The sequence below is a fragment of the Curtobacterium guangdongense genome, assembly GCF_049341845.1.
Lineage (GTDB): Bacteria > Actinomycetota > Actinomycetes > Actinomycetales > Microbacteriaceae > Curtobacterium > Curtobacterium guangdongense.
This window is the reverse complement of sequence record NZ_JBMPIT010000007.1, coordinates 1-19512: the sequence shown is the minus strand read 5'-3', so window position 1 is coordinate 19512 and position 19512 is coordinate 1. Positions and strand designations below refer to the sequence as shown.

The following is a 19512-nucleotide window of genomic DNA, read 5'->3' as shown; positions in this document are numbered from 1 at the left end:
GGCACCTGTCGAGCGCACGGGGGTACACCCGTCTGGGAACACGGCCACCGTGGGCCGTAGAAACGAAGGATGACGGCAACCGCGTTCTGCCTGCACGCCCTCGGGTCCAGTTCCGAGGAGTTCGCCACGCTCCGTACCCGCCTGGCGGGCACCCTCGACCTCGTCGGCATCGACCTGCCCGGCTTCGGCCGCTCGTCCGCTGCGCCGGGGACCACCGTCGAGGAGATGGCCGAGCACGTCGAGCGGGCCATCGGCCAGAGCGGCACCACCGAGTGGGTCCTCATCGGGCACTCGATGGGCGGCAAGGTCGCCTCGGTCGTCGCCTCCCGCACGATCGACGGCTCGAACGGGCTCTTCGGGCTCCGCGCGGTCGTGCTCCTCGCGGCGTCGCCGCTGTCCCCGGAGCCCATGGACGAGGAGCGTCGCGCGACGATGCTCGGCTGGGCTTCCGACGGCCCGATCGGTCCGAGCGACGCCGAGACCTTCGTGTCGGCGAACGTCGACGCCCCGCTCGCGCCGGAACCGCACGCGATGGCTGTGCACGACGTGCAGCGGGCCGACCCACGTGCCTGGACGGACTGGCTGGTGCGCGGCAGCCGCGAGGACTGGTCGGCCACCTTCCCGCCGAACCCGGTACCGGCGTTGATCCTGGCCGGTGCTGCCGACGGTGACCTCGGCGAGGACGCGCAGCGCACCCTGAACCTGCCGCACTGGACGACCGGCGAACTCGACGTCGTCCCGGACGCCGCGCACCTGCTGCCGTGGGAGCAGCCCGACGCGGTGGCCGAGCGCATCCGGGACTTCTGGGAGCGGCGGGTCGCCGGCGGCCCGGTCGTCCCGCCGGCCACCGTCCGGGTGATCGCCTCACCACGTGTCAGCGCGCGGACCCGCGGCATCCTGGCCGTCCGTGCCCTGCCCGACGACCCCACCGCGACCCCCGCGTCGCTCAGCGTCGACCAGCTCGACACGCTCCGTGCGGTGGCCAGGATCGTCGTCCCGCAGCCCGGCGACACGACGATCGACCTCGCGCTGCGTGTCGACGCGCAACTCGCAGCGGGGCTCGGCGACGGGTGGCGGCCGGACGGATTGCCGGCCGACGTCGATGCCTACCGCGCGGGACTCGACGCGCTCACTCCGGAGGCCGCTCGGGGCGACGAGCACCTCACCACGGTGCTCGACGCCGTCACCGCTGGCGAACACACTCCCGCGGTCGGACCGTTCGACGCAGAACAGCTCCGGGCATGGGCCGAGGACGCCGCGGTGGACCTCGTCAAGCAGTGGGCGGCACACCCGGCGACGATGGCCGAGATCGACTACGACGGCTTCGCCAACGGTGGCGACGGCGTCCGCAAGCAGGGCTTCCAGCTGCTCGCCGCCGGGCAGCGCGAAGCGTGGGAACCGACGGGAGCAGCACGATGAGACTCGACCACCAGCGCCGGTACGACGAGGACGAGGTCGTCGACGCGGTCGTCGTCGGCACCGGGGCGGGCGGCGCACCGCTGCTCGCGACCCTCGCCAGGAAGGGCCTGCGGGTCGTCGCGCTCGAGGCCGGCCCGAACACCGACCCGGAACGTTTCACCCCGGACGAGGTCGAGGCTCCCGGTGACATCAACTGGATGGACGAGCGCATCAGCGGCGGGGACGCCCCGACCGCGTTCGGCCCGAACAACAGCGGGACCGGCGTCGGCGGATCGACGCTGCACTGGGGAGCGTTCACCCCGCGTCCGAACGAGCACGACATCCGGCTCCGCACCGACTCCGGCGAGGGCGAGGACTGGCCGATCGAGCACGCCGAACTCGTGCACTGGATCGAGCAGGCCGAGCACGACGTCGGCGTCGCGGGCCCGGCGCACTACCCGTGGGACCCCGCCCGTCGCTACCGGATGGGGCCGCCGGCGCGCAACGCGTCCTCGGACATGATGATGCGCGGTGCCGCTGCCGTCGGGATCACCGCGACGGATGCACCCGTCGGCTTGACGACCGAGGACCGGATGCAGGAGCACCACGGCCTCCGGCACGCGTGCGTCGCCTGCGGTTCCTGTCACCAGGGCTGCCGGAACGGCGCGAAGGTGTCGATGGACACCACGTACCTGCCCGCCGCGGTCGCGTTCGGAGCGGAGATCCGTGCCGAGGCCTTCGTGCACGGCATCGAGCTCGACGCAAGCGGTGCGGTCGAGGCCGTCGTGTACCGACAGGGCGGTCGCGACCACCGGCAGCGGACCCGGTCGCTCGTGCTCGCCGCCGGTGGCATCGAGACCCCGCGACTCCTGCTGCACACCGGGCTGGCGAACAGCAGCGGCCAGGTCGGGCGGAACTTCACGGCGCACGGGGCCACCCAGGTCTGGGCGACGTTCGACGAGTCGATGCGCTCGTACCGCGGGTATCCGTCGTCGATCATCACCGAGGACTTCATCCGTCCCGTGGACGCCGACTTCGCCGGTGGGTACCTGATCCAGAGCCTCGGCGCGCAGCCGCTCACCCTCGCCACCTCGATGGTCCGGGGCGGCGGGCTGCGGGGCGCGGTGCTCGTCCGGGCGATGCGCGACTACCCGAAGATGGCCGGCGTCGGCATCAACGCGGAGTGCCTGCCGTACGACGACAACCGGCTCGTGCTCTCCGACGAGGTGGACGCGAACGGGGTGCCGAAGGCCCGCGTGACGTTCTCCCCCGGTGCGAACGAGGAGGCGATCACCCGGCACGCCGTCCGCACCATGACGTCGATCGTCGAGGCGGCCGGCGGTCGCGACGTCCGCGTGCTCGGCCGGACCGCGCACACCGTCGGGACCGCGCGGATGGGCACCGACCCGGAGCGCTCCGTCGTGGACGCGGCCGGCCGCTCGTGGGACGTGCCGAACATGTGGATCGTCGACAACTCCGTCTTCCCGAGTTCCCTCATCGCGAACCCGGCGCTGACGATCATGGCGCTGTCACTCCGCACCGCCGACCGCATGCTGCGCGACGACGCGTCGGCCGACCGGGCGGAGGCGCGCCTCACCGCCGCCTGAGCAGCAGGAGTGCGGCGAGGGTCGCCCCGTCGGTGACCGCGCCGGCGGCGATCGCTGCGTCGACCTCGGCGGGGTCGAGCTCGACGGTGGTCCAGTCCTCGCCGGGCTCGAGTGCGGCGCCGCGCCGTTCGGTGACGGTGCCGACGAACACGTGCGTCCGGACATCGGACACCCCCGGTTCGGCCACGAACGTCCCGACCTCGACGAGTTCGTCGCAGACTGCACCCGTCTCTTCGAGGACCTCCCGGGCGGCAGCATTCGCCGCGGAGTCGTCTTCGGGGTCGATCGCGCCCGACGGCAACTCGTAACGCGGCTCTGGTCCGGTGGTGTCACGGACGCCGTGCACGAAGACGAGCCGATCGTCGATCGACGCGACGACGATGACGCTCTCCGCCGAGCGGAGTCGGAACCAGCTCCGCTCCGAGTCGTCGATCGTCTCCGTGACGGTGAACCACGGGTTCGCGTGCACGACCGTAGCGGCCGACCGGTCCGGTTCCCACTGGTCGCGGGAGGGGACACCCACCGGCGTGGTCGTCCTGGCGGTCATCCGAAGACGCAGGTCGATCTCGTGCTCGTCTGACGGCGGGTCGTTCGCGTCCATGCCGACGAGCCACGTCAGTCCGCGGAGTGCACGGCTGTCCCGGCCGACCAGTGCGAGTGCCCAGACGGCGTCGGTGTGTACCGCGGCCCGACGCTGCGCCCAGTCGATCGCTTGGAGCACATCGCCGCCGGTGAGATCGGTTGTCTCGGTGGTGAAGACTTCGCCGGCACGCTCCTGGACGTACACCCGGAAGTGCGGGTGGTGGTCTTCCCAGGTGCTGTCGCGCTCGTCGACCTCGATGGCGTCCATCGATCGAGCGTACGAGATCATCGCGGAGCCTGGTGTCCGGTGACATTCCACGTAGGCTGGTCGCGTGGATCCCGACACCGCCGGGTCGTGGTCCTGGGGCAAGCGTGAAGCCCACCACCGCGCCAACGGTGATGGGCTTCGGGTTGCTCTCCGAGTGGAAAGCCGAGGACGGGCGCAATCCGTTCCCGAGTCTGAACGCTCGGGTCCAGTGTAATCGAGCCCCGGCCCGATTGCACGCCTGTCCCGGTCCCCGCTCCTCGTGTCCGCCGGCGCTGACACCGGAGGTGGTCTCGATGTCGAACGACACCGATCCCAAGCCCGGGCGTCGGGTGTTCTGGTTGGGGGTCGCGGGCTTGCTCGTGAACCTCGCCAGGCTCCTGGTCGACCTGGTCCGGAAGGACTGAGACAAGGGCGTGCCGCACCGGTCTCGATCGGTGCGGCACGTTCCGGCGTTCTGGGCGTCGGATCAGCCGCGCGTGCGGGACAAGCGCCGGTTGAGCGCCCCGTTGAGCAGCGCGACGAGCAGCCCCACCGCGAACACCAGCGTCCCGAAGCACAGCACCTGCGGCGGCATCCCGGCCTTCGCGGCGCCGTACACGAACAGCGGGAAGGTGACAGCGGGCCCGGCGACGAACGACGTGATCACGTAGTCGTCGATCGACATCGCCAGCGCCAGCAGCCCTGCGGCGAGCATCCCCGGCGCGAGCAGCGGCAGCGTGACGAGCCGGAACGCCTGGAACGGCGTCGCGCCGAGGTCGCCGGCGGCCTCCTCGAGCGCACGCGACGTCCCGGCGATCCGCCCTCGGAGCACGACGACGACGTACGCGACGTCGAACGCCACGTGGGTGAGCAGCACCGTGAGGAATCCGGTGCCGAGCCCGATCGACAGGAAGAACGACAGCGACGCGGAGCCGACGACGATCGACGGCGCCGCGATGTCCGCGAACACGACGGCGTTGACGGCCCCGCGCCCGAAGAACTTGTAGCGCTCGAGCGCCAGGGCGAGCGGGAGCCCGATCGCGACCGAGACGATCGCCGCGAGGAACGCGATGACGACCGACGTGACGAACGCGGAGCCGAGCCCCGAGACGTTCACGAGGTTGGCGTACCAGTACGTCGTGAAGCCGTTCCACGCGAAGGTCAGCCGGTTGGTGGGGGCGTCGTTGAACGAGTACACGATCATGTAGACGATCGGTACGAGGGTGATCGCGATGACCACCCAGTAGACGATGGCGAGCCAGGGCCCACGACGGTTCACGCCGTGACGGCGCGGTGCGACGGCGGTCATACGAGGTCCTCGAGGTCGTCGGTGCCGGAGACCCGGGCGTAGATGAACAGGATGATGCCGAGCACGACCATGAGCACGGTCGACAGGGCAGCGGCGACGTTGTACTGCTGGTTGCCGGAGTAGGCGTCCTGGATGGCCTGCCCGATCGTGTACGTGTTCGTGCCGCCGAGGAGCGCCGAGTTCACCGGGTCCCCCACGCAGTCGATGAACACGAGCAGGACCCCGGCGAAGATGCCGGCACGCGACAGGGGCAGCGTGGTGTGCCAGAACGCCCGGAACCGCCCCGCGTAGAGGTCGTGAGCGGCTTCGCCGAGTCTCGGGTCGATGCGTTCGAGCGCCGCGTAGATCGGCAGCACCATGAAGGCGAGGTCGTTGTACGCGTCACCGAAGATCACCGCGCCCCCGGTACCGAGGATGTGGAAGTCCTTGCCCGCGAGCCCGATCCCCTGCAGGAACGTGACGACGGGCCCCTGCGACGCGAGCACGAACGCCCACATGTCGGTGCGGATGATGAACGACACGAGGAAGCTCACGAACACGAGCATCAGGAGCGGGTTCTTCCACCGCGGTGACACCCGGAACGCGATGAAGTACGCCACGGGGTAACCCACGATGATGGTCACCAGCGTCGCAGCGAAGCCGTACCAGAGCGACCGGAGCAGGAACGTCAGGTAGGGCACCTGCGGGTCCACGAACAGGGACGAGTAGATCCCGAAGTTCCACGTGAACGTGTAGCCGTCGTCCGGGTTGCCCGACATGAGCGAGACGATGAGCCCGGACACGAGCGGGATGACGAAGAACACGCAGAGGTAGGCGGTCCCGACCAGCGCGAGCAGGAACGGCGTGCTGCGGCGACGACCGCGACGGACCGGCGCCGGGTCGAGACCGACCCCGGGAGCGACCCCGAGCGCGGTCACGACTGCACCACCGCGTTGAAGATGCCGTTCCACTCGGAGTACTCGTCGTAGTTCTCGAACACCCGGAACTCGTGCGACTTCTCGAGGACCGAGGCGTCGGGGAACACCAGCGGGCTGTCCGCCACCGTCTTGTCGTCGAGCTGGTTCCTGACGTAGTCCTCGGCCGCGGGCACCGGACACACGTAGTTGACGTAGTCCTCGACGATCCCCGCGATCTTCGGCGTGTAGTAGAAGTCCATCCAGGACAGCGCCGACACCGGGTTCGACGCCTGCCGCGGGATGAGCATGTTGTCGTGCCAGGTCATCTGCCCCTCATCCGGCGTGACGAACTCCAGGTCGGGGAACCCGGACTGCTGCGCCTGGAACACGTCGCCCGACCACGCCTGGGTGATCCAGGTGTCGCCGTTCTCGAGCCGGTTGATGTAGCTCTGGTCGTAGAACCCGGTGACGCTCGGGCGGAGCTTCCTGAGCCACGCCTGGGCCTTGCGCCAGTCGGCGGGGGTCGACGTCTCCGGGGCGATGCCGAGGGCGAGCAACGCCAGGGAGCCGAGCTCGGTGTTGTCGCTCATCAATCCGACGCGGCCCGTGAAGGCCGGGTCGAGGAGGTCCTGGAAGGACGTGATCTTCCGCCCGGTGTACTTCGGGTTGTACGCGAGCCCGGTGAATCCGGTCTGCCAGACGACCGAGTGCTTGTTGTCCGGGTCGTAGTTCGGGTTCTTCACCGAGTCGGACGCGTACTTCGCGAAGTTCGGCAACCGCGTGTGGTCGAGCTCGCACACGAAGCCGTTCTTGATCATCTCGGTGAGCTCGTACCCGTTCGTCATGACGACGAGGTCGTAGCCGGTCGCACCCTGTGCGCGCAGGATCGGTGAGACGGTCGCGTAGAACGTCGCGTTGTCCTGGATCACCGCCTGGTAGTCGACCGCGATCCCCGTCTCCTGCTTGAAGAGCGCGAGGGACTCGGACTTGCCGTGGTCGGAGTCGATGTAGAGCGGCCAGTTGGCGAAGTTGAGCTCCTTGGTCGCCTTCGCGTCCTTCCAGAACGCGGTCCAGTCGACGGGGTGCTCCTCGAGCGAGGCCGCGGAGCCCTTGATGCTGCACCCCGCCAGCAGGGCGGCGACCGCCGCCGCGCCACCGCCGGCCAGGAACCCGCGTCGGCTCACCCGCGCGGACGTCAGTCCGCGCACCAGGTCCGGCCCGGCGTTCACGCGACCGCACCTGCGGTGGCGGTCTCGGCCTGGAGGCCCGGTGCGGGCTGGGTGGTGACGCTCGCGTCGGACGCGATGGGAGCCTCCAGACCGAAGCCGTGGTCGACGCCCCAGGTGAGCCAGACCTCGGTGCCCGTGGCGATGCGGGGCCCGCCCTTCGTGTTCTGCGCGAAGACGGAGACGCGGCCGGCCCCCGGCACGTCGACGAGGTACTGCGTGCTGACGCCGGAGAACGAGACGTCGACCACGCGACCGGGTCCGAGGATGTTGCGTCCCGCTTCGTGCGACGGCTCCGCGGTGCGGATCTTGAGCTTCTCGGGACGGACGCCCACGACCACGCGACCGCTGGTCGCGACCGCACGCGCCGTCGGGACCGCGATGGTGCCCGCCGCGGTGGCGACCACGAGCAGCTCGCCCTCGGTGCCCCGGACCTCGCCCTCGAGCAGGTTCGACTGGCCGAGGAAGTTCGCGACGAACGCCGTGCGGGGCAGCTCGTAGAGGTCCTGGGGGCTGCCCATCTGCTCGATCCGGCCACCGTTCATGACGGCGACGGTGTCGGCCATCGTCATCGCTTCTTCCTGGTCGTGCGTGACGTGCAGGAAGGTGAGCCCGACCTCGGCCTGGATCGTCTTGAGTTCGAGCTGCATCTGGTGCCGGAGCTTCAGGTCGAGGGCGCCGAGCGGTTCGTCGAGGAGCAGCAGTGCCGGGCGGTTCACGATCGCGCGGGCCAGGGCGACGCGCTGCTGCATGCCGCCGGAGAGCTGTGCCGGTCGCTTCGACGCGGACGAGTCGAGCTCCACGAGGTGCAGGGCCTCCCGTGCCTTCGTCATCGGGTCGGGGATGCGCCGACGCTTCAGGCCGAACGCGACGTTGTCGAGCACGCTCATGTGCGGGAACAGCGCGTAGTTCTGGAAGACGGTGTTGACCGGCCGCTGGTACGGCTTCGTGTCGGTGACGTCCTTCCCGCCGAGCAGGATGCTGCCGCTCGTCGGTTCCTCGAGGCCGGCGACGAGGCGCAGCGTGGTGGTCTTCCCGCAGCCGGACGGCCCGAGGAGCGCGAAGAACGACCCGGCGGGCACGGTGAGGTCGAGGGCGTCGACCGCGGTGTGTCCGGGGAAGGACTTCGTGATCTGCTCGAGCCGGAGATCTGCTCCGGATTCGGCGAAGGTGCCGGTCGTTGCCATGGTGCCTCCTGCTGCTCGGTGCGGGGGTCAGGGTCAGCCGATGTACGACATGACGTGCTTGATGCGGGTGTAGTCGTCGAACCCGTACTGGGAGAGGTCCTTGCCGTAGCCGGAGTGCTTGAAGCCCCCGTGCGGCATCTCGGCGACGATCGGGATGTGCGTGTTGATCCACACGCACCCGAAGTCGAGGTCACGGGCGAAGCGCATCGCCCTGGCGTGGTCGGTCGTCCACACCGAGCTCGCCAGGCCGTACTCGACGTCGTTCGCGGCACGCAGCGCTTCGGCCTCGGTGCGGAAGCGCTGGACGGTCTGCACGGGGCCGAACACCTCCTGCTGGACGATGCGGTCGTCCTGCCGCAGCCCGGAGACGATCGTCGCCTCGTGGAAGTACCCGACGTCGCCGACCCGGTGGCCACCGAGCTCGATCGTCGCGTGGTCGGGGAGCGTGTCGAGGAAGTCCTGCACGTGCGTGAGCTGGTTCACGTTGTTGACCGGCCCGAAGTACCCGTCCGTGCCGGTCCTCGCGTTCGTCCGGGCTTCCTCGGCGAGCGCCGCCACGAACTCGTCGTGGATGCCCTTCTGCACCAGGAGCCGGGTGGCCGCGGTGCAGTCCTGCCCGGCGTTGAAGAACCCGGCGGCGACGATGCCGGCCACCGCGGAGGGGATGTCGGCGTCGTCGAACACGATCACGGGGGCCTTGCCGCCGAGTTCGAGGTGCGTGCGCTTGAGGTCACCGGCCGCGGCTCGGGCGACCGCCATGCCCGCGCGGACCGACCCGGTGATGGACACGAGCTGCGGGGTCGGGTGGTCGATCATCGCAGCGCCGGTGGAGTGGTCACCCAGTACGACGTTGAGGACCCCCGGCGGCAGGAACTCCGCGGCGACCTCGGCGAGCAGCAGCGTGGAGAGCGGTGTCGTGTCGCTCGGCTTCAGGACGGTGGTGTTGCCGGCGGCGAGCGCGGGGGCGATCTTCCACACCGCCATGTTGAGCGGGTAGTTCCACGGGGTGACCTGGGCCACGACGCCGATGGGCTCGCGCCGGACGAAGGACGTGTGGTCGGCCAGGTACTCGCCGGCGCTCCGGCCCTCGAGGTTCCTCGCGGCGCCGGCGAAGAAGCGGATCTGGTCGACGGAGAGCATGACCTCGTCCTCGACCAGGGTGGCGCGGGGCTTCCCGGTGTCCTGCGACTCGAGGTCCGCGAACTCGTCCGCGCGGGCCTCCACCGCGTCGGCGATCCGGAACAGTGCGAGCTGGCGCTCCCCCGGGGTCGTGCGGCGCCACGTGTCGAACGCGGCGCTCGCTGCCGAGAAGGCGGCGTCGACGTCAGCGGCGGTGGAGATCGGCGAGATGCCGTATTCGGCCTCGGTCGTCGGGTCCACCAAGCCGAACGACGTGTTCGTCCCGGACGGGGTCCACTCGCCCCCGACGAAGTTCCGGAGGTCACGGGTCGCCGTGTCCGACGCCGTCTTCGTGCTGTCCAGCATGGCGGCGATACTGGCACGGAAACCGCTCGTTCGGAAGACTTGTAACAACGGAAATCGTCGCGAAACACGGTGTTCACAACGGATTCCCTTGCTTTCCCCCGGAATGCACTGCCATGCTGTCCGGCATGGCGGCAGCACCACGACGTCCGGGACCGATCGACGACATCTCCAAGCGGATCATCGAGCAACTCCAGGCAGACGGGCGCCGTCCGTACGGCGAGATCGGCAAGGCGGTCGGTCTCAGCGAGGCGGCGGTCCGGCAGCGCGTGCAGAAGCTCACCGAGACCGGCGTCATGCAGATCGTCGCGGTCACCGACCCCATGCAGCTCGGGTTCCACCGGCAGGCGATGATCGGCATCCGTGTGAACGGCGACACCCGCAAGGTCGCCGACGCACTCGAGCAACTGGCGGCGGTCGACTACCTCGTGATGACCGCCGGCAGCTTCGACCTCATGGTGGAGGTCGTCTGCGAGGACGACGACGACCTCATCGAACTGCTCAACGGGACGATCCGGGCCATCCCCGGCGTGACCGGCACCGAGACCTTCGTCTACCTGCAACTCCGCAAACAGCTCTACGACTGGGGAACGCGATGACCATCTCCGACCAGAAGACCGAACAGCCCACGCGACTCGGCTCCTACGACCCGTTCGCACCGGTCGACAACGAGGACCTGCAGCGCAAGTCCCGCGACCACCTCTGGATGCACTTCGCCCGGCACGGTGCGAACCAAGCGGGTGCCGAGGTCCCGATCATGGTCCGCGGCGAGGGCCACCACGTCTACGACAGCCACGGCAAGGGCTACATCGACGGACTCTCCGGCCTGTTCGTCGTCGCCGCCGGCCACGGACGGAAGCGCCTGGCCGAGATGGCCGCCAAGCAGGCCGAGACGCTGAGCTTCTTCCCGATCTGGTCGTACGCGCACCCCGCGGCGATCGAGCTCGCCGACCGCCTGGCCGACCACGCCCCTGGTGACCTCAACAAGGTGTTCTTCTCCACCGGCGGCGGCGAAGCGGTCGAGACGGCGTTCAAGCTCGCGAAGTACTACTGGAAGCTCCGCGGCAAGCCGATGAAGCACAAGGTGATCTCCCGCGCGGTCGCCTACCACGGCACCCCGCAGGGCGCCCTCGCGATCACCGGCATCCCCGCGATGAAGCAGATGTTCGAGCCGCTGACCCCCGGCGGCCTCCGTGTGCCGAACACGAACTACTACCGCGCCGACGAGATGGGTTTCGCCGGGCAGAGCGAGGAGGAGTTCGGGTACTGGGCGGCCGAGCGCATCCGCGAGATGATCGAGTTCGAGGGGCCGGACACCGTCGCGGCCGTCTTCCTCGAACCGGTGCAGAACTCCGGCGGCTGCTTCACCCCGCCGCCCGGGTACTTCCAGCGGGTGCGTGAGATCTGTGACGAGTACGACGTGCTGCTCGTCTCGGACGAGGTCATCTGCGCGTTCGGTCGCATCGGCACGATGTTCGCCTGCGACACGTACGGCTTCGTCCCGGACATGATCACGTGCGCGAAGGCGATGACCTCCGGGTACTCCCCCATCGGCGCGACGATCATCAGCGACAGGATCTTCGAGCCGTTCGCCGAGGGCGACACGACCTTCTACCACGGGTACACGTTCGGCGGGCACCCGGTCTCCGCCGCCGTCGCCATGGAGAACCTCGACATCTTCGAGGAAGAGGGGCTGCTGCAGAACGTCCAGCAGAACGCCCCGCTCTTCCGCGCCGAACTCGACACCCTGCTCGACCTGCCGATCGTCGGCGACGTCCGCGGTGCCGGGTACTTCTACGGCATCGAGCTCGTCAAGGACAAGGCCACGAAGACCACGTTCGACGACGACGAGTCCGAGCGCCTGCTCCGCGGGTTCCTGTCGAAGGCGCTGTTCGACGCGGGGCTGTACTGCCGCGCCGACGACCGTGGCGACCCCGTCGTGCAGCTCGCTCCGCCGTTGACCATCGGGCAGCCGGAGTTCCGCGAGATCACCTCGATCCTGCGGAGCGTCCTGTCCGAGGCATCGTCGAAGATCTGACCGTGTCCGGCTACCGGCGGGTCTCGTTCTGGATGGACCAGCTCGTGGCCTCCGGCCGCGACGACCTGACGCCTCGGCCGCCGCTCGACGGCGACCGCTCGGCGGACGTCTGTGTCATCGGCGGTGGACTGACCGGTCTCTGGACCGCGTGGTACCTGCACCAGGCCGACCCGAGCCTCCAGATCGTCGTCGTCGAGAAGGAGATCGCCGGATTCGGCGCCTCCGGACGGAACGGCGGGTGGTGCTCGGCGCTCTTCCCGCGCGAAGCGGCGGAGATCGCCGAGCACGCCGGCCGTGACGCGGCACTCGCCATGCGGCGGGCGATGCGGGACACGGTCGACGAGGTCGGCCGCGCAGCGGACGATGCCGGGATCGACTGCGACTTCGTCAAGGGCGGCACCGTGCTCTACGCGCGATCGGCGGTGCAGGACCGCGCAGCTCGCGCAGAGGTCGACGCGTCCGCCGCCTTCGGCGACGACATGGACTACCGGTCCGCGCGCCCCGGCGACGCCGCCGGTTCCGTCGGGGTCGCGTTCACCCCGGACTGCGCGCGCCTGCAGCCGGCCGCGTTGGTCCGTGGCCTGGCGGCCGCACTGGAGGCCCGTGGCGTCGTGATCGCGGAGCGCACGCCCGCCGTGTCGTGGGCTCCAGGGCGTGTGGTCACCACCTCCGGGACCGTCTCGGCCGGCGCGGTCGTCGTCGCGCTCGAGGGCTACGGGGCGACGATGCCGCAGACCAGGCGGCGGATCATGCCGCTGTACTCGCTGATGATCGCGACCGAGCCGCTGTCCGAGGCGGCGTGGGGGCGGATCGGGCTGGAGCACGGGCAGACGTTCTCGGACTACCGGCACCTGTTGATCTACGGACAGCGCACCGCGGACGACCGGTTCGCGTTCGGCGGCCGCGGAGCCCGGTACCACTGGGGTTCCACGATCCGGAACTCGTACGACCGGGTGCCGAGGGTGTTCCGCCACCTGCGCACGACGCTCGCCGAGCTCTTCCCCGACGTCGGTGACGTCGGGGTCACGCACACGTGGGGCGGCCCGATCGGGGTACCCCGCGACTGGTGCGCCTCGGTGACCTGGGACGGTTCCGTGGGGTCGGCCGGCGGGTACGTCGGCGACGGGCTCTCGACGACGAACCTGGCGGGGCGGACGCTGGCCGACCTCGTGCGTGGAGTCTCGTCCGACCTGACGTCGCTGCCATGGGTCGGGCACCACTCACCGGACTGGGAGCCGGAGCCGTTGCGGTTCCTCGGGGCGAACGCCGGACTCGTGGCGACGGACATCGCCGATCGCGAGGAACGACTGACCGGACGACCGAGCGTGGCCGCCCGGATGCGCTCGAAGGTGACTGGGCACTGATGGCGGTCGTTCCTCCGTCGGCGTTCGACGTCGTGGTGATCGGTGCCGGGGTCTCCGGGCTCGCAGCTGCGCGGGCACTCGCGCTCGGCGGGCAGCGGGTCGTCGTGCTCGAGGCCCGCAACCGCATCGGCGGGCGCACCTGGACGGACGCCGCGCTCGGGGTGCCGGTCGACCTCGGGGCGTCGTGGATCCACGGCGTCGAGGGCAACCCGCTCTGGTCGTTGGCGTCGGCGTTCGGGATCGAGACCGTGGAGTTCACGGTCGGGAGCTTCCAGTTCGACGGGCGCCCGATCGCGTGGCACGACCCGTCCGGTGCTCGGGTGTCGGGTTCGTCACTGGTGGCCGACCTCCACTCGGTCGACGACCTCCTGCCTGCCGTCGTCGACGCCTCGCCACCGGGGACCACCTACGCGTCGGCCGTCGCGTCGGTGCTGTCGACGCTCGGGTGGACCGGCTCACGGGCGGATCGCGTGACCGAGTACATGGCGCACCGCTCCGAGGACCTCTGCGGCGCGCCCGTCACCGACCTCGACGCCCACGGGCTCGACGAGGAGCACGTCGCCGGGGACGAGGTCGTGTTCCCCGGCGGGTACGGGCAGTACGCCGTCCGGCTGTCCGCCGGGCTCGACGTCCGGTTGTCGTCCGTGGTCCGTGCGGTGACCACCACGCCGTCGTCCGTCCGGGTCGACCTCGCCGACGGGTCGTCCGTGTCCGCGTCCCGGGTGGTCGTGACCGTGCCGCTCGGGGTCCTCAAGGCCGGGGACATCACGTTCTCACCGCCGTTGTCCGATCCCGTCGCCGGTGCGCTCGACCGGCTCGGGATGGGTGTCTACGACAAGGTGTTCTTCCGCTTCCCCTCGGCGTTCTGGCACTCCTGGGTGATCCGGCAGCAGGGGGACGCCGGCGTCGACTGGCACTCCTGGTACGACATGTCCCGCGTGACCGGGGTGCCGGTGCTGGCGGCGCTCGTCGGCGGCTCCGGAGCACGTCGACTCGAGACGCTGTCCGACGCCGAGATCGTCGCCGAGGGGCTGGCGGCCCTGCGGTTGCTGTTCGGCCCATCGGTGCCGGAGCCCGAGGCCGTGCGCATCACCCGGTGGGCGGCGGACCCGTTCGCGAAGGGGTCGTACTCGTACCTGCACGTCGGCTCGTCGCCTGACGACCACGACCTGCTCGGGACACCCGTCGGTCGCGTGCAGCTCGCGGGCGAGGCGACGTGGGGCGACGACCCCGCGACCGTGCACGGGGCGCTGCTGTCCGGGTTGCGAGCGGCGTCGCGCATCCTCGGACGGGAGGTCCCGGCGGACGAGCTGGCCTCTACACTCGGCGCGTGAGCCCGTCGAAGGTCAGACACCAGCACGAGCACCGCTTCCCGGTCGCCGCCGCGATCCTCGTCAACCTCGCGCTCGCGCTGCTCCTGCCGAGCCGGGTGCTGTTCTTCCCGTCGTGGGTCGTGCCGCTCCTCGGTGTCCTGTTGCTCGTGCCCCTTATCGTGTTCAACCCGCGGCGGCTGTCCCGCGAGACGACGTGGTCGAGATGGCTGTCGGTCGGGCTCGCGATCATGCTCACGGTCGCGAACCAGCTCACCGTCATCCGGACGGTGATGGAGCTCCTCGTCGGCCATGCGGACGGCGGGGCCGTGCTGCTCACCGCGCTCCAGGTGTGGGTGAGCAGCATCATCGCGTTCGGGCTCGTCTACTGGGAGCTCGACCGCGGCGGGCCGGTCGCACGACGGCGTCCGGGGCTCTGGGAGTCCGACGAGGCGGACTTCCAGTTCCCGCAGGAGACCGACTCCCGCACCGCCGCGTGGCGTCCGGTGTACCTCGACTACCTCTACGTGGCGCTCACGAACATGGTGGCGTTCAGCCCGACCGACACGATGCCGATGACCGTCCGCGCGAAGATGATCATGGCCTACCAGTCCGTCGGCGGGTTCATCCTGATGGCCCTGGTCATCTCGCGCGCGGTCAACATCATCGCCTGACCGGTGGCCTGCTCGCTCGTTCCGTGTCAGGCGCCGTGTGCCTCCTCGGACACGGGCTGCCACTCCCGCCAGGTCGCCAGACGCGACTCGTAGTCCTTCTCCGCGATGCCGAGCGGCGCCTTGCCGAAGAAGACCCGCAGCGGCGGCTGATCCGCGTCGACGACCTTGAGGATCGCCGAGCGGGTCGCCTCGGGCTTGCCCGGGTCCGACGCCGACGGGCGATTCGAGGCCGCCTCGCGCACGTCGGCGTAGGCGTCGATCGGTTCGCTCTGCTTCGACGACGGGCCGGACCAGTCGGTGGAGAACCCACCGGGCTCGATGAGGGTGACGTGGATGCCGAAGTCGGCGACCTCTTGCGCCAGCGACTGCGAGAGGCCCTCGAGCGCCCACTTCGACGCGTGGTACGCGCCGACGGTCGGGAACGCGCTGATGCCACCGATGCTCGACACCTGGATGATGTGCCCCGAACCCTGCTCGCGCATGATCGGCAGCGCCGCCTGCGTGACCCACAGCGCGCCGAACAGGTTCGTCTCGAGCTGGGCACGGACCTCGTCCTCGGTGAGCTCCTCGACCATGCCAAAGTGGCCGTAGCCGGCGTTGTTCACGACGACGTCGAGGGAGCCGAAGTGGTCGGCTGCACGCTGCACGGCGGTGAAGTCGGCCGAGCGGTCGGTGACGTCGAGCTGGATGCCGAGGAACGTGTCGGGGTACTGCTCGACGAGCGCCTGCACGTCGTCGGGGTTCCGTGCGGTGCCGGCGACGGAGTCCCCGCGCTCGAGGGCGGCTTCGGCCCACTCGCGGCCGAAGCCCTTCGACGCGCCGGTGATGAACCAGGTCGTGCTCATGTGTCCTCCTGTTGTCTGACGCCGGTCACGCAACGCCGACGCCTTCCGAATCAGCTGGAGGTCCGGGTGACGGACGCGTCTTTCGGACGGGGCGCGGCGAACTCCAGGTTCACGTCGTCGGGATCCTGTACGGACAGGATCACGAGACCGAACGGCGGGAGGTCCGTCACCGCACCGTGCTCGATGCCCGCCTCGTCGAGCCGCGACACCGCATCGTGCAGGTCGTCGACCGATCCGACCCGGAAGGACACGTGGTCGAGGCCGACGCGGTCGGGATCGAACCGGTCACCCGACTCCGCCACCGGACGCAGTCCGAGGGTCTGGCCGCCGAAGGTGAACGAGCACCCGCCGTAGGTCCGCCACGGGTCGTCGTGGATCGTCGGGTCGTCGAACTGGTCGCTGAAGTCGCTCCCGGGCGGCATGCCGAACAGCAGCTCGTAGAAGGCCTTGCTCCGGTGGATGTCGGTGACGGTGAGCCGCACGTGCGAGAAGCCGAGCGGCACGACGATGGGATCGTTCATCCCCCCATCATCGGCCGGGGCTCCTGGTCGCGTCCGGTCGGCTCCGGGAACCGGACACCGCTGAGCTCCTCGGAGACGGTCCACAGTCGGGCCGCCGCCGGTTCGTCGCGCATCGGCGCCCATGGCTCGCGCCGGGCTGCCGGTCCACCGAGCCCACCCGGCCACCGCGGACCGGTGAAGGCGCCGTCCAGGTCGGCACCCGTCGCGGCGAGCAGTGCGGGCTGCCCGGCGGAGTCGATGGTCCCGACGAGGAGCCCGCGTGACGACAACCACCGGATGACCCGGACCGCGGTCGTGTCCTGCGTTCGCCCGACTTCCGGACGGGCGGCCAGGAGACTCGTCGGTGCGACACCCGGGTGGCTCACCGCACTCGTGATGCCCCAACCACCCGCTCGACTCCGTCTGCTGAGCTCGAACCCGACGAGTGCGCAGGCGAGCTTCGACGCCGCGTAGGCGCGGTTGCCGTCGTAGGGACGTTCGGACTGGAGGTCGTCCCAGCCGATCCGGGCCTGTCGGGCCGCGATGCTCGTCTGCATCACCACGCGTGCGCTGCCGGCTCGCAGGAGCGGGAGGAGCTGACCGACGAGCGCGAAGTGCCCGAGGTGGTTCGTGCCGAACTGCAGTTCGAAGCCGTCCTCCGTCTCCTGCCGCTCCGGTGGCGTCATCACGCCCGCGTTGCCGATCAGCAGGTGCAGGGGGTCGCCCTGCGAGCGGAGGCGATCGGTGAGTGTCGCCACGGAGGTCAGCGACGACAGGTCCATCTCCTCCAGCCGCAGCGCGGCGTGCGGGTGCTGTTGCCTGATGCGGTCGACGGCGGCCTCGCCCTTCCGCCGGTTGCGGACCGGCATCACGACCTCGGCGCCGGCAGCGGCCAGCCGGGTGGCGATGCCGAGACCGATGCCGTCGCTGGCGCCGGTGACCAGGGCCCGTCGGCCGGTGAGGTCGGGGATCGTGACGTCGTCGTGGGTGCGTGGCATCGTGTCGTCTCCTCGTTCGCGGCACCTCGTGGCGCCTCGGTCGAGCATGCGCCGACCCCGTGCACGACATCCACGGCCTGACGATCCGTGGCTCGGACGGGCGCGTCGCGAGAGGATGACGACGTGATCGATCGAAGCGCACTGGCGGACTTCCTCCGTGGTCGCCGGCATGCCCTGCAACCGGAGGACGTCGGGCTGCCGCGTGGACAGCGTCGGCGGACCGCCGGGCTCCGTCGCGAGGAGGCGGCCCTGCTCGCGAACATGTCGACGGACTACTACGCGCGACTCGAACGCGAACGCGGCCCACAGCCGTCGGAGCAGATGCTCGCCGCGATCGCGCAGGGCCTCCGGCTGACGATCGACGAGCGCGACCACCTGTTCCGTCTGGCCGGGCACGAACCACCGACGCGGAGCGTGGGCTGCGACCACGTGTCCCCGGGGATGATGCGGATCCTCGACAGCCTCGTCGACACCGCGGCCGAGGTGTCGAACGAGGTCGGCGAGACCCTGCGGCAGACACCGCTCGGCGTGGCGCTCGTCGGCGACCACTCGCGGTACACCGGCGACGCGCGGAGCTCCGGGTTCCGGTGGTTCACCCAGACGGAGGTCCGGGAGCTCTACCCGGTCGAAGACCACGCCTTCATGTCCCGGATGTACGCGTCCGGTCTCCGAGAGGTCGTCGCTCGGCGCGGTCCCGGGTCGCGGGCGGCGCACCTCGCGGACACCCTGCTCGCGAGGAGCGCCGAGTTCCGGGAGGTCTGGGCGCTGCACGAGGTCGGGGTCCGTCCGCGCGAGGTCAAGCGGTACGTCCACCCCGAGGTCGGGGAGCTGACGTTGCACTGCCAGGTGCTGCACGACCCCGAGCAGTCGCACGTGCTCCTCGTGCACACCGCCGAGCCGGGCAGCGTGACTGCTGAGCGACTCCGGCTGCTCTCGGTCATCGGCACGACCACCGCTGCTCGCTGAACCGCGGAGCCGATCACACTTGCGATTCCCTCCGGCACACCGGCCTCGTAGCGTTGCCGGATGGTCGACGGAACGATGGACGGACCACCGCAAACAGAAACCCCCTCGCGATGCGAGGGGGTTTCGAGGTATGCACGCCGGTCCGTGCCCGACGCTCGTGAGGACCACGCTACGGTTTCGGGACCAGCGAGTCAACCGGCGCTGGCTGCCCTCTTGGGAGCGGCCCGCCTGCGCACGTACGCATCAGTCACCGGTGGAGACCTTGCACGAGCTGGCGACCTCTACCTCTGGGCGACGCAACTCGCCGGCGCACTGCACGCGCAACTGTCGTTCGTCGAGATCGCGGTGCGCAACGCCATCGACACCCGGCTCGGCGAGCTTGCCCTGCTCGACGGCTCCCTGTCCGACTGGACCACTGAGGGCGCGACGCCGGAGGCGGTCTACACACTCCTCCGACGACAGCTCGCCGACGCACGGAGCCGCGCGTCTGTCGCTGCCGCGGAACGCGGGACGCGTCATCAGCGGAGCGGTGAAGGAGCGACGCACGACGATGTCGTGGCGCAACTGATGTTCGGCGCTTGGGTGAAGCTGATCCGCCCCGTCTCGCGCACAGAGTCCGCGGGACGGCAGCAACGCCTCTGGCGCGACACCCTCCGCCACGCTTTCCCGAACGCCCCCGGTGACGATGCCGGACGGATCGCGATCGGCAAACAGTTGGAGACGCTCCGACGGCTTCGGAACCGAGTCGCGCATGGTGAGTCGGTCCCGCTGCACCGCGGAACGGACACAGCACCCCGCGATAGCGGGGTGCTGTGTCCGTTGTGTGGTGCGGTGCGCTTCTGGCGCGGGGTGTTACTTGATCTTGGCGGTGATGGTGGCGGTG

At 70.1% G+C, this 19512-nt stretch carries 18 protein-coding genes; 9 read left to right on the top strand and 9 right to left on the bottom strand.

Annotation, left to right across the window (positions count from 1 at the left end):
- The first annotated feature begins 69 nt into the window (after window positions 1-69).
- Together ACO0E1_RS12115 and ACO0E1_RS12110 are read left to right on the top strand one after the other, a co-directional pair.
- Window positions 70-1419 (top strand): alpha/beta fold hydrolase, encoded by a 1350-nt coding sequence (locus ACO0E1_RS12115; RefSeq protein ID WP_422874417.1) that lies wholly within the window; start codon window positions 70-72, stop codon window positions 1417-1419.
- Entirely contained in the window at window positions 1416-3005 is a 1590-nt protein-coding gene (locus ACO0E1_RS12110; RefSeq protein ID WP_422874416.1) for a GMC family oxidoreductase, read from the top strand. The genes ACO0E1_RS12115 and ACO0E1_RS12110 overlap by 4 nt, the downstream gene beginning before the upstream one ends.
- On the opposite strand, the gene ACO0E1_RS12105 is transcribed toward ACO0E1_RS12110, so the two are convergent.
- From ACO0E1_RS12105 to ACO0E1_RS12080, 6 genes are all read right to left on the bottom strand, one after another.
- On the bottom strand, window positions 2992-3855 hold the full coding sequence (locus tag ACO0E1_RS12105) for an NUDIX hydrolase (protein ID WP_422874415.1): 864 nt from the start codon (window positions 3853-3855) through the stop codon (window positions 2992-2994). The genes ACO0E1_RS12110 and ACO0E1_RS12105 overlap by 14 nt on opposite strands.
- Before the next feature lie 466 nt (window positions 3856-4321).
- Entirely contained in the window at window positions 4322-5143 is an 822-nt protein-coding gene (locus ACO0E1_RS12100; RefSeq protein ID WP_422874414.1) for an ABC transporter permease, read from the bottom strand.
- Window positions 5140-6060, bottom strand: coding sequence for an ABC transporter permease (locus ACO0E1_RS12095; RefSeq protein WP_422874413.1), 921 nt, complete (start codon window positions 6058-6060; stop codon window positions 5140-5142). Before ACO0E1_RS12095 ends, ACO0E1_RS12100 begins: the two co-directional genes overlap by 4 nt.
- The gene (locus ACO0E1_RS12090) at window positions 6057-7268 is read right to left on the bottom strand and encodes an ABC transporter substrate-binding protein (RefSeq protein ID WP_422874412.1); all 1212 of its coding nucleotides are present in this window, start codon (window positions 7266-7268) and stop codon (window positions 6057-6059) included. Before ACO0E1_RS12090 ends, ACO0E1_RS12095 begins: the two co-directional genes overlap by 4 nt.
- Window positions 7265-8452, bottom strand: coding sequence for an ABC transporter ATP-binding protein (locus ACO0E1_RS12085; RefSeq protein WP_281266346.1), 1188 nt, complete (start codon window positions 8450-8452; stop codon window positions 7265-7267). The genes ACO0E1_RS12090 and ACO0E1_RS12085 overlap by 4 nt, the downstream gene beginning before the upstream one ends.
- A gap of 33 nt (window positions 8453-8485) precedes the next feature.
- Window positions 8486-9937, bottom strand: a complete 1452-nt coding sequence (locus tag ACO0E1_RS12080) for a gamma-aminobutyraldehyde dehydrogenase (RefSeq protein WP_422874411.1) — start codon at window positions 9935-9937, stop codon at window positions 8486-8488.
- 113 nt (window positions 9938-10050) lie between these two features.
- Between ACO0E1_RS12080 and ACO0E1_RS12075 the strand changes: the two genes are divergently transcribed.
- The 5 genes from ACO0E1_RS12075 to ACO0E1_RS12055 all read left to right on the top strand — a co-directional run bounded on the left by ACO0E1_RS12075 (window position 10051) and on the right by ACO0E1_RS12055 (window position 15320).
- Entirely contained in the window at window positions 10051-10533 is a 483-nt protein-coding gene (locus ACO0E1_RS12075; protein WP_056120925.1) for an Lrp/AsnC family transcriptional regulator, read from the top strand.
- 107 nt (window positions 10534-10640) lie between these two features.
- On the top strand, window positions 10641-11972 hold the full coding sequence (locus ACO0E1_RS12070) for an aspartate aminotransferase family protein (RefSeq protein WP_422874707.1): 1332 nt from the start codon (window positions 10641-10643) through the stop codon (window positions 11970-11972).
- 2 nt (window positions 11973-11974) lie between these two features.
- The gene (locus ACO0E1_RS12065) at window positions 11975-13336 is read left to right on the top strand and encodes an NAD(P)/FAD-dependent oxidoreductase (protein WP_422874410.1); all 1362 of its coding nucleotides are present in this window, start codon (window positions 11975-11977) and stop codon (window positions 13334-13336) included.
- Window positions 13336-14670: a flavin monoamine oxidase family protein gene (locus ACO0E1_RS12060; RefSeq protein ID WP_422874409.1), complete on the top strand. Its 1335-nt coding sequence runs from the start codon at window positions 13336-13338 to the stop codon at window positions 14668-14670. Before ACO0E1_RS12065 ends, ACO0E1_RS12060 begins: the two co-directional genes overlap by 1 nt.
- Window positions 14667-15320 (top strand): hypothetical protein, encoded by a 654-nt coding sequence (locus ACO0E1_RS12055; protein ID WP_422874408.1) that lies wholly within the window; start codon window positions 14667-14669, stop codon window positions 15318-15320. The genes ACO0E1_RS12060 and ACO0E1_RS12055 overlap by 4 nt, the downstream gene beginning before the upstream one ends.
- A gap of 26 nt (window positions 15321-15346) precedes the next feature.
- Here ACO0E1_RS12055 and ACO0E1_RS12050 read toward each other — a convergent pair whose 3' ends face one another.
- From ACO0E1_RS12050 to ACO0E1_RS12040, 3 genes are read right to left on the bottom strand one after another with little or no spacing between them, the layout of a single operon-like run.
- Complete coding sequence (locus ACO0E1_RS12050) at window positions 15347-16165, bottom strand: SDR family oxidoreductase (protein ID WP_422874407.1); 819 nt, start codon at window positions 16163-16165, stop codon at window positions 15347-15349.
- Between the two features lie 50 nt (window positions 16166-16215).
- Window positions 16216-16686, bottom strand: a complete 471-nt coding sequence (locus ACO0E1_RS12045) for a VOC family protein (RefSeq protein WP_422874406.1) — start codon at window positions 16684-16686, stop codon at window positions 16216-16218.
- Window positions 16683-17663, bottom strand: a complete 981-nt coding sequence (locus ACO0E1_RS12040) for an SDR family oxidoreductase (RefSeq protein WP_422874405.1) — start codon at window positions 17661-17663, stop codon at window positions 16683-16685. The genes ACO0E1_RS12045 and ACO0E1_RS12040 overlap by 4 nt, the downstream gene beginning before the upstream one ends.
- 123 nt (window positions 17664-17786) lie before the next feature.
- Between ACO0E1_RS12040 and ACO0E1_RS12035 the strand changes: the two genes are divergently transcribed.
- Together ACO0E1_RS12035 and ACO0E1_RS12030 are read left to right on the top strand one after the other, a co-directional pair.
- On the top strand, window positions 17787-18629 hold the full coding sequence (locus ACO0E1_RS12035) for a helix-turn-helix transcriptional regulator (RefSeq protein WP_422874404.1): 843 nt from the start codon (window positions 17787-17789) through the stop codon (window positions 18627-18629).
- Between the two features lie 213 nt (window positions 18630-18842).
- Window positions 18843-19512: hypothetical protein (locus ACO0E1_RS12030; RefSeq protein WP_422874403.1), on the top strand; the 670-nt coding region annotated here is incomplete at its 3' end.